Genomic DNA, 14,877 nt, shown 5'->3' with positions numbered 1-14,877 from the left:
CCCGAGCCTGAAAATAGAAAAGCGAGGCAGGTCCGGGGGACTTTTTTAGCCCGAGCCTGAAAATAGAAAAGCGAGGCAGGTCCGGGGGACTTTTTTAGCCCGAGCCTGAAAATACAAAAGCGAAGAAGGTCCGGAGGACCTTTTTCGCTTTATAACTTGAAATAGGAGACTGAGATATGTCAATGCAAGTTTGAAGCCATCCATAAAATAGAAAGAGAGTTACCATTATGAGAGCAGTAGGGACACAAACTATTGAGACAAAACGTTTGATATTAAGGAGATTTGTGGAAACTGATGCTCAAGCCATGTTTGATAATTGGGCTTCACGCTCAGAGAATCTGACCTATGTGACTTGGGATCCTCACCTGAATGTCGAACAGACTCGAAATTCTATTGGCAATTGGGTAAAATCCTATGACAATCCAAATTACTACAAATGGGCTATTTGTCTCAAAGAAAATCCACCCCAGGTCATCGGAGATATTAGTCTTGTCAGTGTGCATGAAGAAAACTCTAGCTGTGAGATCGGATATATCTTAGGGATGGACTACTGGGGACGAGGAATCATGACAGAAGCCTTGAAGGCAATTTTATCATACTGTCTAGATGAGATTGGATTTGAAGAGGTTGATGCTTGCTATGTAAGTCTAAACCCAGCATCAGGGCGTGTTATGGAAAAGGCGGGTATGACTTTTTGGAAGACGATTCCAAATGCAGTTGAACGAAAAGGTTATATTGCTGATAAAATTTATTATCAAATCAAAAAATAAGATGGAAAAGTTTAGCTTTTCCATCTTATTTTTTATAAAATACTTTTTAATCAAAATAAAGCAAATCTTTGCTGGTACTTGTAAAGAGGTCAAAGCCGTCTTTGGTCACAACACCACAGTCTTCAATACGGACACCGACTTTACCAGGGATGTAGATGCCGGGTTCAACTGAGAAGCACATACCCTCTTCGATAACCATGTCGTTTCCTTCCATGATTGAAGGGAATTCGTGTACATCCATACCGATACCATGACCGAGACGATGGTTGAAGTACTCACCGTAGCCAGCTTTTTCGATCACTTCACGAGCTGCGCGGTCTACTTCATGAGCTGTCACACCAGGTTTGATAAAGTCAAGGGCAGCTTGTTGGGCTTCAAGAGTCAAGTTGTAAATATCTTTCTTGAATTGATCAGGTTTACCGACAGCGACTGTACGAGTCATATCTGATGCATAACCATTGACCATTACACCGAGATCAAAGAGGAGAAGGGCGTTATTTTCAACCTTGTTGGCCCCAGGAATACCGTGTGGATTTGCAGCGTTATCACCTGTCAAAACCATAGTATCAAAACTCATTTCATAGCCTTCGCGTTTCATGGCAAAATCAATCTGTGCAATGATATTTGTTTCAGTATTGTCAAGAGAGATATTGTCAAAACCGACTTTGACAGACTTGTCTGCATAGACACCTGCTACCATCATCTTTTGCACTTCGTCAGCTGACTTAATCAAGCGCATACGCTGGATTAGTGGAGTTAAGTTTTCAAATTCCGCAGTTTCAAAGACAGATTTTAAACCGTGGTATTTAGTCAAGATGAGGTTATCAAACTCAACTGCAACACGTTTGAAATCAAGATGTGGCAAGGCGTTTTGGATTTTCTTCCAAGGGTTTTCAGAGTCCACATAACCAACAACTGGGAATGAGACAGTGCTGCTTGCACGCTCAACCTCAAGGGCTGGAACGAAGAGAAGTGGTTCTTGATTTCCAAGGACAAAGAGGAACATTTGGCGTTCGTGTGGATCACTGTAAAAGCCAGTGAGGTAATTAATTGTGACGGGGTCAGATACGACAGCGACGTCTAGCTTTTCTGATTCAAGATAAGTTAAGATTTGTTGTAATTTAGACATATGCTACCTTCTTTCTACCCCTCTATTTTTGCAAAAATTAGTAGAAAATGCAAGGGAGAAGGGGAAATGAAGGTAAAAAAAATTCCAACAGCTAATAGCATGTTGGAATAGAAAGATTAGTTGAATTCTGCCTTGCTTTTCACATCGCTGTATTCTTCAGCTACTTCTTGGCTGAGGATATCTTCATAAGCTGGAAGGACAATGCTCTGACCATATTTTTTCTTGAGTGCAGTAGTGACCAAGCGATAGGCTAGATTTGCATTACGGGATAAAATAGGTCCGTGGAAATAAGAACCGAAAACATTTTTATAGTGAACGCCTTCACCGATTTTTTCTTCGTTGTTTCCATTTCCGTAAACGACCTGACCGAGTGGTTTTTGGTCATCTGAGAGGAAGGTACGGCCTTGGTGGTTCTCAAAACCATAGTAGATTTCATCAAATTCTTCGTTATGAATTTTAATATCACCGATAAAGCGGTTGTTAGTTTGATTGAGAGTGTAGTGTCCCATGACACCTAGGCCTTCGATACGTCTTCCAGAAGCTTCGATATAGTATTGACCCAATAGTTGGAAGCCACCGCAGATAGCAAGGACAACACCATCATTTTGGATAAAGTTATCGATACTTTCTTTTTTAGCAGGTAAATCACCAGCAATGATACTTTGTTCAAAGTCTTGGCCACCACCGAAAAAGGCGATATCGTAATGATTTTCATCGAAATCATCATGAAGTGAAACGATGTCAACTGTTACATGGGCACCAAGCTTTTCAGCTACGTACTTAAGCATAAGAATATTCCCATTATCTCCGTAGGTGTTCATGAGGTTACCATAGAGGTGGGCGATATTTAGCTGGTAAGGATAGTTGCCGTCTTTTGAGGAAAGTGAAGTATAAACCATTAGTTCATCTCCTTTCTAACAAGCTGACGATTGGATAGTAATTCTCGGAATTCCAGCATGGCCGTATAAGTCGCAAGGATATAAGCATGCTTGCAGTCTTGAGCTTCAATCGTTTTAAGAACTTGTTCCAGACTGCTTGTTTCAGTGATTTTATCAGCTGGATAACCAGTTACTCGAAGACGACGAGCAATTTCAGAATGACGAACGCCACCGGCGTTGATTTCTGGGATATCCATCTCAGTAATTTGTTCAAAATCAGCATCCCAAATCCAGCTGGTATCAATTCCGTCTGCATAGTTGGCATTTAGGAGAACAGAAAGGCTAAACGGATAAGGAGCTAATTTTATCATCTCAATAGCTTGGGTAGCACCAACAGGATTCTTGATGAGAACCAGCGTGCACTCCTTATCACCGATATGGAAGGTCTCCTGGCGACCGAATACAGCGCGACTCTTGTCAAATCCTTGCTTAATCAGTTGAGAATCCGCTCCAAGGTAACGAGCAATAGCGACTGCAGCGAGAGCATTATAGATATTATAAAGCCCACCGATTTGGATACCGTATTCCTGACCATCGATAACAAAGCGGGAACGATTGTTGGTCAGCTCAACCAATTCTGTCAGACGATAGTCTAAGTCAAGACGTTTACATCCACAGTTTTCGCAGATATATGCTCCTAAGTTGGCATAAGTATTAAGCTCATATTTCAAAATACTTTGACAGTCTGGGCAGAGAATACCTTCAGTATTGTAGTGAGCAAGTTTTGCTGGACCTTTTTCCAAATCAAAACCAAAATACTGAACAGGATTTGGAATTGCAGGCTTGTAGAAAAGTGGACTGTCACCGTTAAGGAGGACAGTAGCAGTAGGAACTTTTCGAATAGCGTCCAAAATCATGTTGTAGGTCGTATAAATCTCTCCGTAGCGGTCCATTTGGTCACGGAAGATATTGGTAATGACAAAAAGACTTGGTTGGATGTAGTCACAGATGTGTGAGAGACTAGCTTCATCGATTTCAAGCACTGCAACATTTTTTCCAATTTTTGACGATTTTGCAGTCAAGAAAGTCGTTGTAATCCCTGTTATCATGTTGGCACCACTTGGATTAGTTAAAACTTGACCATAAATTTCCTTTAGGATACCGACAGTGAGAGCGGTTGTCAAGGTTTTCCCATTGGTACCAGTTACCACTACAATTTCGTAGTTCTTTGCTAAATGTTGTAAAATATCTTTATCAAATTGAAGGGCGAGTTTTCCAGGAAGCGTACTTCCACGGCCAAGACGGCTCAAAATAAAGTGAGAAGAACGCCCAGCAAGAAGGCCCAAAGTAGTTTTAAATTTCATGTTTCTATTATATCATAAAAGACGGAAAAGATAGAATTGAGATTTTGGATAAGAAAAAACAACCCTAGGAGGGTTGTTTTTCATAAGTTTATCTTAGCTTAAATCGCAAACAAGTCATTCAAGTTTTCAGCCAAGGTTGGGTGAGTGAAGATTTGTTTTGTGAAGTAAGTGTATGGAATCTTGTTGTCCATAGCAACAGTGATGATGTTGATGATTTCTTGTGAACCTTCTGAGAAGATAGTTGCACCGAGAATTTCTTTGGTTTCTGTATTGACAACTGCTTTGAAGGCACCACGAAGATCTCCATTTACATGGCCACGAGGCATAGCAGCAACAGGGATTTCCTTAACAGCGTATGGAAGTTTCAAATCAGCTGCTTGGCTTTCAGTTAAACCAACTTGTGAAAGTGCAGGAGTGATGAAGAGGGTGTTTGGTACATTGAGACGATCCTCAAGTGTGTAGCTACCATCACCAGCAAGATAGCTGTAGACAACACGGAAGTCATCTAGAGAAATGTAGGTGAATTGAAGTCCACCGTTGACATCTCCAACTGCAAAGACACCTGGAACGTTTGTTTGGCAGTGTTTGTCGACTTTGATAGCGCCACGTTCAGTTAGTTCGATATCTGTATTTTCAAGATGAAGTGGTTCTACATTTGGCTTACGACCAGTTGCGTAGAGAAGCGCGTCGAAACGGTATGTTTCATTCTCGGTCACGACAAGCACTTGGTCACCGTCGTTTTTGATTTCTGTAGTGCGGACATTTTGAAGGAGTTCAATTCCATCTTCTTCCAAGTATTGTTTGGCAAGAGCAGCGATAGAAGGTTCTGCGCGTGGTAGGAAAGTATCCAAAGCATCTAGGACTGTAACCTTGCTTCCAAGTTTGTTGTAGAGACTGGCAAATTCAAGGCCGATATTTCCTCCACCAAGTACACCAAGTTTTTCTGGTAATTGTTCTAAGTTTTGGATACCTGTTGAGTCAAAGACGTTCTTGCTTATAGCAAGGCCTGGAATTGGCAATACGTTTGAAATAGCACCAGTGTTGATAACGATTGTTTCAGCAGTCAGTTCTTGTTTTTCATCTCCAGCTTGAATTTCAATAACCTTGTTTGAGACAAAGTGTGCTTCAGCATCAAAGATATCTACACCTGTACCAGCTACAGTAGCATAATTTTTTCCATTGAGGCGTGTAGTAACCGTATTTTTAGTAGCCATGACCTGATCAAATGAAAGGTTCTTTTCAGCTGCAACTAGCAAAGTTTTTGTTGGGATACAACCGATGTTGATACAAGTTCCACCGTACATAGCTTTGCTACGTTCGATAAGGGCAACTTTTTTACCAGCTGAGGCTAGTTTCCCAGCAAGCGTCTTACCAGCCTTACCAAATCCAATGACAATTAAATCGTATGTTAACATTTTTAAATCCTCCTGTTTGATTTTCATTCTAGCACAAGAAAAAAACTTTTGCACAAATCTGCTACGGGAAAAAATATCCAAACAAAATAGTCTCGAGAATGCTTTTGGGAATTGAGCTCATAAGATAGAAAAATCGTTTACATGATTTAATCAGGTGGTTAGACTATCTTTTGCCCCGGTCTTGTGTTATACTAGATAAGTTGCAAAAAAGCAGTACTTTTCTTTAGTGGAAAAGAAGCAACACGGTCTTTCATAAAAGGTATGAAAGTACGTCATGACAAGAAAAGTATAAACTAAGCGCTATAGGATGGCTTCGCACCATCTTTAGAAAGAAGAATAACGTGAAATTTAATGAATTTAATCTTTCTGCGGATTTGTTAGCAGAAATCGAAAAAGCAGGATTTGTAGAAGCAAGTCCGATTCAAGAGCAAACCATTCCTTTGGCTCTTGAAGGGAAAGATGTTATCGGACAAGCTCAAACCGGTACAGGGAAAACTGCAGCCTTTGGCTTGCCAACCCTTGAAAAAATTCGTACAGAAGAAGGAACCATTCAAGCTTTGGTCATTGCACCAACCCGTGAACTAGCTGTACAAAGTCAGGAAGAACTCTTCCGCTTTGGTCGAAGCAAGGGTGTAAAAGTCCGTTCTGTTTATGGTGGTTCAAGTATCGAAAAACAAATCAAGGCACTTAAATCAGGAGCTCATATCGTAGTTGGAACGCCTGGTCGTCTTCTAGACTTGATCAAACGCAAGGCCTTGAAACTACAGGACATTGAAACTCTTATCCTTGACGAAGCAGATGAAATGCTTAACATGGGCTTCCTTGAGGATATTGAAGCCATCATCTCTCGTGTCCCAGAAAATCGTCAAACCTTACTCTTTTCAGCAACTATGCCAGATGCCATCAAACGTATCGGAGTTCAGTTTATGAAAGAACCTGAGCATGTGAAGATTGCTGCTAAGGAATTAACAACTGAATTGGTTGACCAATACTATATCCGAGTTAAAGAACAAGAAAAATTTGATACCATGACTCGTCTCATGGACGTGGAGCAACCTGAACTTGCGATTGTATTTGGTCGTACCAAACGCCGTGTAGATGAGTTGACTCGTGGTCTGAAGATCCGTGGTTTCCGTGCGGAAGGTATTCATGGAGACCTTGACCAAAACAAACGTCTTCGTGTCCTTCGTGATTTTAAAAATGGGAATCTTGATGTCCTTGTTGCAACAGATGTTGCTGCACGTGGATTGGATATCTCAGGTGTGACCCATGTCTACAACTATGATATTCCTCAAGATCCTGAGAGTTATGTTCACCGTATCGGTCGTACAGGTCGTGCTGGTAAGTCAGGTCAATCCATCACTTTTGTTGCACCAAATGAGATGGGTTATCTCCAAATTATCGAGAACTTGACTAAGAAACGCATGAAAGGCCTCAAGCCTGCAAGTGCAGAAGAAGCCTTCCAAGCTAAGAAACAGGTTGCACTCAAGAAAATTGAACGTGACTTTGCTGATGAAGCTATTCGTGGAAACTTTGATAAATTCGCAAAAGATGCCCGTAAATTGGCAGCCGAATTCAGCCCAGAAGAATTGGCCATGTACATCCTTAGCTTAACGGTTCAGGATCCAGATAGTCTTCCAGAAGTTGAAATTGCACGTGAGAAACCATTACCATTCAAACCATCTGGTGGTGGATTTGGAGCAAAAGGCAAGTCTGGTCGTGGTGGCCGTCGTGGTGACGACCGTCGAGATCGTGATCGCCGTGGCAATGGTCGTCGTGATGATTTCAAAAAAGGCAGTCGCAAGAACGACCGCTTTGAGAAGGAAAAACGTTACCGTAAGGATAATAAAAATCCACGTAATACTTCAAGCGAGAAGAAGACAGGCTTTGTGATTCGTAACAAAGGAGATAAATAACAAAAAAAGCGGTTCACTGTGGTGGATCGCTTTTATATATAAGGAGACCAAAAGTCAAGAAAATAATCATACGAGAAGTTTGTATTTATAAATTTGTTATCTTGTAATATTATCTTATCAAAAATGTAGGAAGCTGTCAATAAGAAAATAATAAAAAATAGGTAAAATTTTCGAATACACTTGAATTGCAATTCAATAAACAATTTTCAGATAATTGTTGAAGTAGTCAGAATTTTGTGATATAATGAAAGCGATTATATGCGAGGTAAAAAATGGTACATTTATTAGAAAAAACAAGAAAAATTACATCGATCCTAAAGCGTTCTGAGGAGAAATTACAAGATGATCTTCCCTACAACGCAATCACGCGTCAATTGGCTGATATCATTGATTGCAATGCCTGCATTTTGAATAGTAAAGGACGCCTCTTGGGATACTTTATGCGCTACAAGACCAATAATGACCGTGTAGAGCAATTTTTCCAATCAAAAATTTTCCCTGATGAATATATTCAAGCAGCAAACATGATTTATGATACGGAGTATAACCTTCCAGTTGAACATGATTTGACTATTTTTCCGACTGAAAGTCGTTCAGATTTTCCAGATGGTTTGACAACAATTGCTCCAATCCATGTCTCTGGTATTCGCTTGGGTTCTTTGATTATTTGGCGTAATGATAAAAAGTTTGAAGAAGATGATTTGATTCTTGTTGAGATTGCCAGTACAGTAGTAGGAATTCAACTCTTGAACTTCCAACGCGAGGAAGATGAGAAAAATATTCGTCGTCGTACAGCTGTCACTATGGCGGTTAACACTCTTTCATACTCTGAATTGCGAGCAGTATCAGCTATTTTAGGAGAACTAAATGGTAATGAAGGTCAATTGACAGCTTCTATCATTGCAGATCGTATCGGTATTACACGTTCGGTGATTGTCAATGCACTGCGTAAACTCGAATCAGCAGGGATTATTGAAAGTCGTTCTCTTGGTATGAAAGGAACTTATCTCAAAGTTCTAATCCCAGATATTTTTGAAGAAGTGAAAAAGAGGGACTATTAATGGCTAAGGCACTAATTTCTATTGATTATACAGAAGATTTTGTAGCGGATCATGGGAAACTGACTGCGGGTGTTCCAGCTCAAGCAATATCTGATGATATATATGGGGTGACCCAAAAGGCTTTTGAACGTGGAGATTATATCTTTTTTACAATCGATGCCCATGAAGAAAATGATGTTTTTCATCCTGAAAGTAAACTCTTCCCGCCACATAACATTATTGGGACTAGTGGACGAAATTTGTATGGCAAGTTAGCCGACTTCTATCAGGAGCATGCTGATGAAAGTCGTGTTTTCTGGATGGACAAGCGTCACTATTCAGCTTTTTCTGGCACTGATTTGGATATCCGTCTCAGAGAGCGTAAAGTGGATACTGTCATTTTGACGGGAGTTCTTACAGATATTTGTGTCTTGCATACGGCGATTGATGCTTATAATCTTGGTTATCAGATAGAAGTTGTGAAACCAGCAGTAGCATCCATTTGGCCTGAAAATCATGCCTTTGCACTTGGACATTTTAAGAATACACTTGGTGCAAAATTGGTTGATGAAAATTTGCTTGAAATTACAGAATAATACATTTCAAGATGAAAAAATCTGAAAAAAGTCTTGACATTTTTTTTCAAAGTTGATATACTAGTAAAGTAATCGACGCGGGGATGGCGGAATTGGCAGACGCGCAGGACTAAGGATCCTGTGACCGCTTTAGGTCGTGAGGGTTCAAGTCCCTCTCTCCGCATAGTAGATGAGCTAGCTTCGGCTAGCTTTTTATTTTTCGTAAAAAAGAGCAAATATATTTTTGCTCTTTTTTTCTTATTTCATAAACATTTCATATTTGAATATTATAATGGATTTACAAATATGGAGGTGCTATATGAATCCCACTCAAAGAGCTTGGGCTTACGTCAGCAGAAAACGACTGAGAAGTCTCATATTATTCCTGATTCTATTTGTCTTATTGGCTGGAATATCGGCTTGTTTGACGCTCATGAAGTCAAACAAAACAGTAGAAAATAATCTCTATCGTTCATTGAATACATCTTTTTCTATTAAAAGAATAGAAGCAGATCAGACCTTTCAACTGTCTCAACTAGATGAGCTTAAAAAGATAAAGGGCCTTGAGAAGATTTCACCTGAGTTAGAAACAATAGCCAAGTTAACTGACAAAGAAGTCGTTACTGGAGAACAAAGTATCCAAAGGGATGATTTGACAGAGGCTGAAAAAAATCTTATCAGTTTGATTGCTTTGGAAGATTCTTCCAAGGATGTTTCTTTTACAAGTTCCGCTTTTACCCTTAAAGAAGGAAGACATATCCAAAAAGGGGATCGAAAAAAAATCTTAATCCACGAAGATTTAGCCAAGAAAAACAATCTAAAAGTAGGAGAGAAGATTAGCTTAAACCCTGCTCAAGTAGAAGGAAATAGTGGACAAAGGCTAGATTATGAAATCGTAGGTGTTTTCTCAGGTCAGAAGCAAGAGAAATTTACCGGTCTATCATCAGATTTTAGTGAAAATACGGTCTATACAGACTACGAAAGTAGCCAAACTCTTCTTGGAAATAAGGAAGCTCAAGTTACTGCCGCTCGTCTCTATCTAGAAAATCCAAAAGATATGGATAGTATCATTCAAGAGGTTGAAAAATTATCTCTGGAAAACCAAGGTTACCAAGTGGAAAAGGAAAACAAGGCCTTTGAACAAATCAAGGATTCAGTTTCGACCTTCCAAACCTTCCTACAAATTTTCCTCTATGGCATTATGATTGCTGGTGTAGGAGCTCTGGTCTTGGTCTTGTCCCTTTGGTTACGAGAGCGAGTCTACGAGGTTGGTATTTTATTGGCGCTAGGAAAAGGAAAAATAGCAATCTTTAGCCAATTCTGCCTAGAAGTCATCATAGTTTCATTGGCAGCTATTCTGCCAGCATTAGTGGCTGGGAATGCTATTACTTCCTATCTCTTGAAGACTGTACTAGCAAGTGGCGATCAAGCTGCATTACAAGATACGCTAGCAAAAGCAACTAATCTTTCAACCAGTATCCTATCATTTGGAGAATCTTATGTCTTTCTACTTGTGATTAGCTGCTTGTCAGTTGCACTTTGTTTCCTATTTTTATTTAGAAAATCACCGAAAGAAATTTTATCATCCATCAGTTAATAAAGGAGAAATCATGACTTTACTACAATTACAAGATCTTACTTATCGTTACAAAAACACTGCAGAAGCAGTATTATATAAAATCAATTACGATTTTGAACCAGGTAAGTTTTATAGTATTATTGGAGAATCAGGAGCAGGGAAATCGACACTCTTATCACTATTAGCAGGGCTTGATAGCCCAGTCGAAGGTGCTATTAAGTTTGAGGGAAAAGACATTCGTGAACAAGGTTATTCTTATCACCGTATGCACCATATCTCGCTAGTTTTCCAAAACTATAACTTGATTGATTATCTTTCTCCATTGGAAAATATCCGCTTGGTCAATAAAAAGGCCAGCAAGGATACCCTTCTTGAACTTGGTTTAGATGAAAGTCAGATCAAGCGGAATGTTCTCCAATTATCAGGTGGACAGCAACAACGGGTTGCCATTGCTCGTAGTCTTGTATCTGAGGCGCCAGTAATTTTAGCAGATGAACCAACAGGAAACTTGGATCCTAAGACTGCTGGAGATATTATTGACCTGCTCAAATCTCTCGCTGAGAAAACAGGTAAGTGTGTGATCGTTGTGACCCACAGCAAGGAAGTAGCACAGGCGTCAGATATTACACTTGAATTGAAGGATAAGAAACTGACTGAAATAAGAACAAACAGTAACTAAAACTTTTAAACATATTAAAAACTGAAGTAAATCTAGAAAGGAATCTTATGTTACACAATGCATTTGCCTATGTCACAAGAAAATTTTTCAAGTCGCTTGTGATCTTTCTTATCATTCTCTTGATGGCTAGTTTGAGTTTGGTCGGCTTGTCTATCAAGGGAGCGACAGCCAAGGCTTCTCAAGAAACCTTTAAAAATATCACCAATAGTTTTTCCATGCAAATCAACCGTAGGGTCAACCAAGGAACTCCACGTGGTGCTGGGAATATCAAGGGTGAAGATATCAAAAAAATTACCGAGAATAAGGCCATTGAATCCTACATCAAACGAATTAATGCTATCGGTGATTTGACAGGCTATGAACTGATTGAAACGCCTGAAACCAAGAAAAATCTAACTGGAGATCGAGCTCAACGTTTTGGAAGTAGCTTGATGATAACAGGAGTTAATGATTCGGCTAAAGAAGACAAGTTTGTGTCAGGCTCTTACAAATTGGTCGAAGGAGAACATTTAACAAACGATGACAAATACCAAATTCTCATGCACAAAGACTTGGCTGCTAAACATGGCTGGAAAGTAGGGGATAAGGTCAAACTGAACTCCAATATCTACGATGCAGATAATGAAAAAGGAGCCAACGAAACAGTAGAAGTAACGATCAAAGGACTTTTTGATGGGCACAACAAATCTGCTGTAACCTATTCACAAGAACTTTATGAAAATACAGCAATCACAGATATTCACACAGCAGCCCAACTCTATGGTTATACAGAAGATACAGCTATTTATGGAGATGCTACCTTCTTTGTAGCTGGAGATAAGAACCTAGATACTGTCATGCAAGAAATAGGGTCTATCAACGGCATCAACTGGAAGATGTATAGCTTGATTAAGAGTTCATCTAACTATCCTGCCCTTGAACAATCTATCTCAGGCATGTACAAGATGGCTAATCTACTCTTCTGGGGTAGCTTGAGCTTCTCTGTTCTTCTACTTGCTCTCTTACTGACACTATGGATTAACGCCCGTCGTAAAGAAGTTGGAATTCTCCTTTCAATTGGTCTAAAACAAGCAAGTATTCTAGGACAATTTATCACAGAAGCAGTTATGATTGCAATTCCAGCACTAATTTCAGCTTATTTTCTAGCCAACTACACTGCTCGTGCCATTGGAAATACAGTGCTTGCAAATGTCACATCAGATGTGGCTAAACAGGCAAGTAAGGCAGCCCAAGCCTCTAATCTTGGTGGTGGTGCAGAAGTCGACGGCTTTAGCAAGACACTTTCAAGTCTGGATATTTCCATTCAACCTACTGACTTTGCCATCATCTTTGTACTTGGCTTAGTTCTTGTAGTATTAGTTATGGCACTTGCTTCAAGCAATCTCCTCTTTAAACAACCAAAAGAACTCTTGTTGGATAGTGAATAAAAAACCTGCTACCTATTCTCACTCAAATGAGATATAATATAGGTAGCATTTTTGATAGAAAAGGATTTATATGAAAATTCTAATTGTAGAAGATGAAGACATGATCCGTGAGGGAATTAGTGATTATTTGACGGATTGTGGCTATGAAACCATTCAGGCAGCAGATGGCCTTGAGGCCTTAGAACAATTTTCCAATCACCAAGTTGCCTTGGTTCTCTTAGATATTCAAATGCCGAAACTCAATGGTTTAGAGGTTTTGTCAGAAATCCGTAAAAGCAGCCAAGTTCCGGTCTTGATGTTGACAGCCTTTCAGGATGAGGAGTATAAGATGAGTGCCTTTTCTGCATTAGCAGATGGTTATTTGGAAAAGCCTTTTTCCCTATCTTTGTTAAAAGTACGAGTGGATGCTATTTTCAAACGTTATTATGATGTAAGTCGTATCTTTACCTATAGAGACACCGAGGTAGACTTTGACAGCTATAGCGCCAAAGTAGCTGGTCAAGAAGTTGCAGTGAATGCAAAAGAGCTGGAAATTTTAGACTATCTGGTTAAAAATGAAGGTCGAGCCTTAACACGGTCGCAGATTATCGATGCTGTATGGAAGATGACAGATGAGGTTCCTTTTGACAGAGTGATCGATGTCTATATCAAGGAACTACGGAAAAAATTGGATTTAGACTGTATTTTTACCGTGCGCAATGTTGGTTATAAATTGGAGAGAAAATGAGACGTTCAGGTTTATTTAAAAAGATTTTTGTCTATACCTTCTCGGTATTTTCTACCTTGGTCATTTGTTTGCATTTGGCTATCTATTTCCTTTTTCCTCCGATCTATCTCAGTCATCGTCAGGAAAGTGTTGGGCAGAAGGCCACAGAAATTGCACAATCCCTTCAAGGAAAGGATAGTCAAGCCATTCAGGAAGTTCTTGAACTCTATTCTCAAAGCAGTGATATTAAGGGAGCCATTAAGGGAGAGATGACCCCAGATAAGTTGGAGGTCAATGACAATCTTCCTATTGATAAACAAAGACAAACAGCCTCCTTGGTTATTGAGGAAAGAGAAATTGAGACCAAGGATGGTCAGACTATGACCTTGCAGTTTTTAGCTTCTATGGATTTGCAAAAAGAAGCAGAAGAAATCAGTCTTCAGTTTTTGCCTTATACTTTATTGGCGTCGTTCATCATTTCGCTCCTCATCGCCTTTATCTATGCTAGAACCATTGTGGCTCCTATTTTGGAAATCAAACGAGTGACTCGACGGATGATGGATTTGGATGCAGAGGTGAGGTTGCGCGTGGATTCTAAGGATGAAATTGGCGATCTTAAAGAACAAATCAATAGCCTTTATCAGCATCTCTTAAATGTTATTGCGGATTTGCATGACAAGAACGAGGCCATCCTCCAACTGGAAAAGATGAAGGTTGAGTTTTTGCGAGGAGCTTCTCACGAACTGAAAACACCTCTTGCGAGTCTGAAGATTCTTTTAGAAAATATGCAAGCCAATATTGGGCGCTATAAAGATAGAGACCATTATCTAGGAGTTTCTCTAGGAATTGTAGATGATTTGAGTCACCACGTTCAGCAAATCTTATCCCTTTCTTCAGTGCAAGAATTGCGAGATAAAAAGGAAAAAATCAACCTTCTTGAAATGACAGGTTTTCTCTTAAAGGATTATGATTTATTAGCCAAAGAGAGGGAAATCTCAGTTGTGAATCAACTCACAGACCAACAAACTTATCTAAATCCTTCGGTACTCAAGCTGATTCTTTCCAATCTTATCAGTAATGCTGTGAAACACTCTGTTCAGGGTGGTTATCTAAAAATTGGGACAGAAGATGGCTGGGTTTTCATTGAGAACGCCTGTACACCTGAGGAGCAAGATAAGTTTGAACAATCCTTTACGGTTTCTAGTCGACAAAGTAAGGGAGCTGGCTTGGGACTATTCGTAGTTAAAAGTTTATTGGAAAACGAAGAAATTGACTATCGATTTGAACGCTATGAAGACCACTTAGCCTTTTATATGAACCTACCTAAAGACCTGTAAGATTAGGACTTTGAGGAGGGTTACATATTTTTAGATAGAAGAAATTCAATCTAAACTACAGG

The 14,877-nt window shown here is 39.6% G+C and carries 13 protein-coding genes and 1 tRNA gene; 10 read left to right on the top strand and 4 right to left on the bottom strand.

Annotation, left to right across the window (positions count from 1 at the left end; genetic code table 11):
- Positions 1-227 precede the first annotated feature (227 nt).
- Positions 228-770: a GNAT family N-acetyltransferase gene (locus HW271_RS05820; RefSeq protein ID WP_178895216.1), complete on the top strand. Its 543-nt coding sequence runs from the start codon at positions 228-230 to the stop codon at positions 768-770.
- Positions 771-816: 46 nt separating this feature from the next.
- Here HW271_RS05820 and HW271_RS05815 read toward each other — a convergent pair whose 3' ends face one another.
- From HW271_RS05815 to HW271_RS05800, 4 genes are all read right to left on the bottom strand, one after another.
- Positions 817-1,899, bottom strand: coding sequence for a Xaa-Pro peptidase family protein (locus tag HW271_RS05815; protein ID WP_178895215.1), 1,083 nt, complete (start codon positions 1,897-1,899; stop codon positions 817-819).
- A gap of 116 nt (positions 1,900-2,015) precedes the next feature.
- Positions 2,016-2,798: a lipid II isoglutaminyl synthase subunit GatD gene (gene gatD, locus HW271_RS05810; protein ID WP_178895213.1), complete on the bottom strand. Its 783-nt coding sequence runs from the start codon at positions 2,796-2,798 to the stop codon at positions 2,016-2,018.
- Positions 2,798-4,141, bottom strand: coding sequence for a lipid II isoglutaminyl synthase subunit MurT (gene murT / locus HW271_RS05805; RefSeq protein ID WP_178895212.1), 1,344 nt, complete (start codon positions 4,139-4,141; stop codon positions 2,798-2,800). The genes gatD and murT overlap by 1 nt, the downstream gene beginning before the upstream one ends.
- 98 nt (positions 4,142-4,239) lie before the next feature.
- Positions 4,240-5,556, bottom strand: a complete 1,317-nt coding sequence (locus tag HW271_RS05800) for an FAD-containing oxidoreductase (RefSeq protein ID WP_178895210.1) — start codon at positions 5,554-5,556, stop codon at positions 4,240-4,242.
- 341 nt (positions 5,557-5,897) lie between these two features.
- On the opposite strand from HW271_RS05800, the gene HW271_RS05795 reads away from it, so the two are divergent.
- The 9 genes from HW271_RS05795 (at position 5,898) to vncS (ending at position 14,815) form a co-directional block, all read left to right on the top strand.
- The gene (locus HW271_RS05795; protein ID WP_178895209.1) at positions 5,898-7,472 is read left to right on the top strand and encodes a DEAD/DEAH box helicase; all 1,575 of its coding nucleotides are present in this window, start codon (positions 5,898-5,900) and stop codon (positions 7,470-7,472) included.
- A gap of 272 nt (positions 7,473-7,744) precedes the next feature.
- A complete protein-coding gene (gene codY, locus HW271_RS05790) occupies positions 7,745-8,533 on the top strand; it encodes a GTP-sensing pleiotropic transcriptional regulator CodY (RefSeq protein WP_178895208.1) in 789 nt (262 codons plus the stop codon).
- Positions 8,533-9,108, top strand: coding sequence for a cysteine hydrolase family protein (locus HW271_RS05785; RefSeq protein WP_178895207.1), 576 nt, complete (start codon positions 8,533-8,535; stop codon positions 9,106-9,108). The genes codY and HW271_RS05785 overlap by 1 nt, the downstream gene beginning before the upstream one ends.
- Before the next feature lie 77 nt (positions 9,109-9,185).
- Positions 9,186-9,271: transfer RNA gene (locus HW271_RS05780), tRNA-Leu, on the top strand.
- Positions 9,272-9,406: 135 nt separating this feature from the next.
- Positions 9,407-10,684, top strand: coding sequence for an ABC transporter permease (locus tag HW271_RS05775; protein ID WP_178895206.1), 1,278 nt, complete (start codon positions 9,407-9,409; stop codon positions 10,682-10,684).
- Positions 10,685-10,697: 13 nt separating this feature from the next.
- Positions 10,698-11,345 carry an ABC transporter ATP-binding subunit Vex2 gene (gene vex2, locus HW271_RS05770; protein ID WP_178895205.1) on the top strand — a complete coding sequence of 216 codons (648 nt, stop codon included), beginning with the start codon at positions 10,698-10,700 and terminating at the stop codon, positions 11,343-11,345.
- A gap of 47 nt (positions 11,346-11,392) precedes the next feature.
- Positions 11,393-12,772: an ABC transporter permease subunit Vex3 gene (vex3, locus tag HW271_RS05765; RefSeq protein ID WP_178895204.1), complete on the top strand. Its 1,380-nt coding sequence runs from the start codon at positions 11,393-11,395 to the stop codon at positions 12,770-12,772.
- Positions 12,773-12,842: 70 nt separating this feature from the next.
- Positions 12,843-13,499, top strand: coding sequence for a response regulator transcription factor (locus HW271_RS05760; protein WP_178895203.1), 657 nt, complete (start codon positions 12,843-12,845; stop codon positions 13,497-13,499).
- Positions 13,496-14,815 carry a sensor histidine kinase VncS gene (gene vncS, locus HW271_RS05755; protein ID WP_178895202.1) on the top strand — a complete coding sequence of 440 codons (1,320 nt, stop codon included), beginning with the start codon at positions 13,496-13,498 and terminating at the stop codon, positions 14,813-14,815. The genes HW271_RS05760 and vncS overlap by 4 nt, the downstream gene beginning before the upstream one ends.
- Positions 14,816-14,877 lie beyond the last annotated feature (62 nt).

Source organism: Streptococcus sp. oral taxon 061 (assembly GCF_013394695.1).
In the GTDB taxonomy this organism is placed as follows: domain Bacteria; phylum Bacillota; class Bacilli; order Lactobacillales; family Streptococcaceae; genus Streptococcus.
The sequence above is the reverse complement of the archived record's forward strand: the minus strand, read 5'-3'. Positions and strand labels throughout refer to the sequence as shown.

Excerpts from the sequence above, each read along its gene's own strand:
- HW271_RS05820 (WP_178895216.1), top strand. The coding sequence starts at position 228 with ATGAGAGCAGTAGGGACACAAACTATTGAGACAAAACGTTTGATATTA.
- HW271_RS05815 (WP_178895215.1), bottom strand. The coding sequence starts at position 1,899 with ATGTCTAAATTACAACAAATCTTAACTTATCTTGAATCAGAAAAGCTA.
- gatD (WP_178895213.1), bottom strand. The coding sequence starts at position 2,798 with ATGGTTTATACTTCACTTTCCTCAAAAGACGGCAACTATCCTTACCAG.
- murT (WP_178895212.1), bottom strand. The coding sequence starts at position 4,141 with ATGAAATTTAAAACTACTTTGGGCCTTCTTGCTGGGCGTTCTTCTCAC.
- HW271_RS05800 (WP_178895210.1), bottom strand. The coding sequence starts at position 5,556 with ATGTTAACATACGATTTAATTGTCATTGGATTTGGTAAGGCTGGTAAG.
- codY (WP_178895208.1), top strand. The coding sequence starts at position 7,745 with ATGGTACATTTATTAGAAAAAACAAGAAAAATTACATCGATCCTAAAG.
- HW271_RS05785 (WP_178895207.1), top strand. The coding sequence starts at position 8,533 with ATGGCTAAGGCACTAATTTCTATTGATTATACAGAAGATTTTGTAGCG.
- HW271_RS05775 (WP_178895206.1), top strand. The coding sequence starts at position 9,407 with ATGAATCCCACTCAAAGAGCTTGGGCTTACGTCAGCAGAAAACGACTG.
- vex2 (WP_178895205.1), top strand. The coding sequence starts at position 10,698 with ATGACTTTACTACAATTACAAGATCTTACTTATCGTTACAAAAACACT.
- vex3 (WP_178895204.1), top strand. The coding sequence starts at position 11,393 with ATGTTACACAATGCATTTGCCTATGTCACAAGAAAATTTTTCAAGTCG.
- HW271_RS05760 (WP_178895203.1), top strand. The coding sequence starts at position 12,843 with ATGAAAATTCTAATTGTAGAAGATGAAGACATGATCCGTGAGGGAATT.
- vncS (WP_178895202.1), top strand. The coding sequence starts at position 13,496 with ATGAGACGTTCAGGTTTATTTAAAAAGATTTTTGTCTATACCTTCTCG.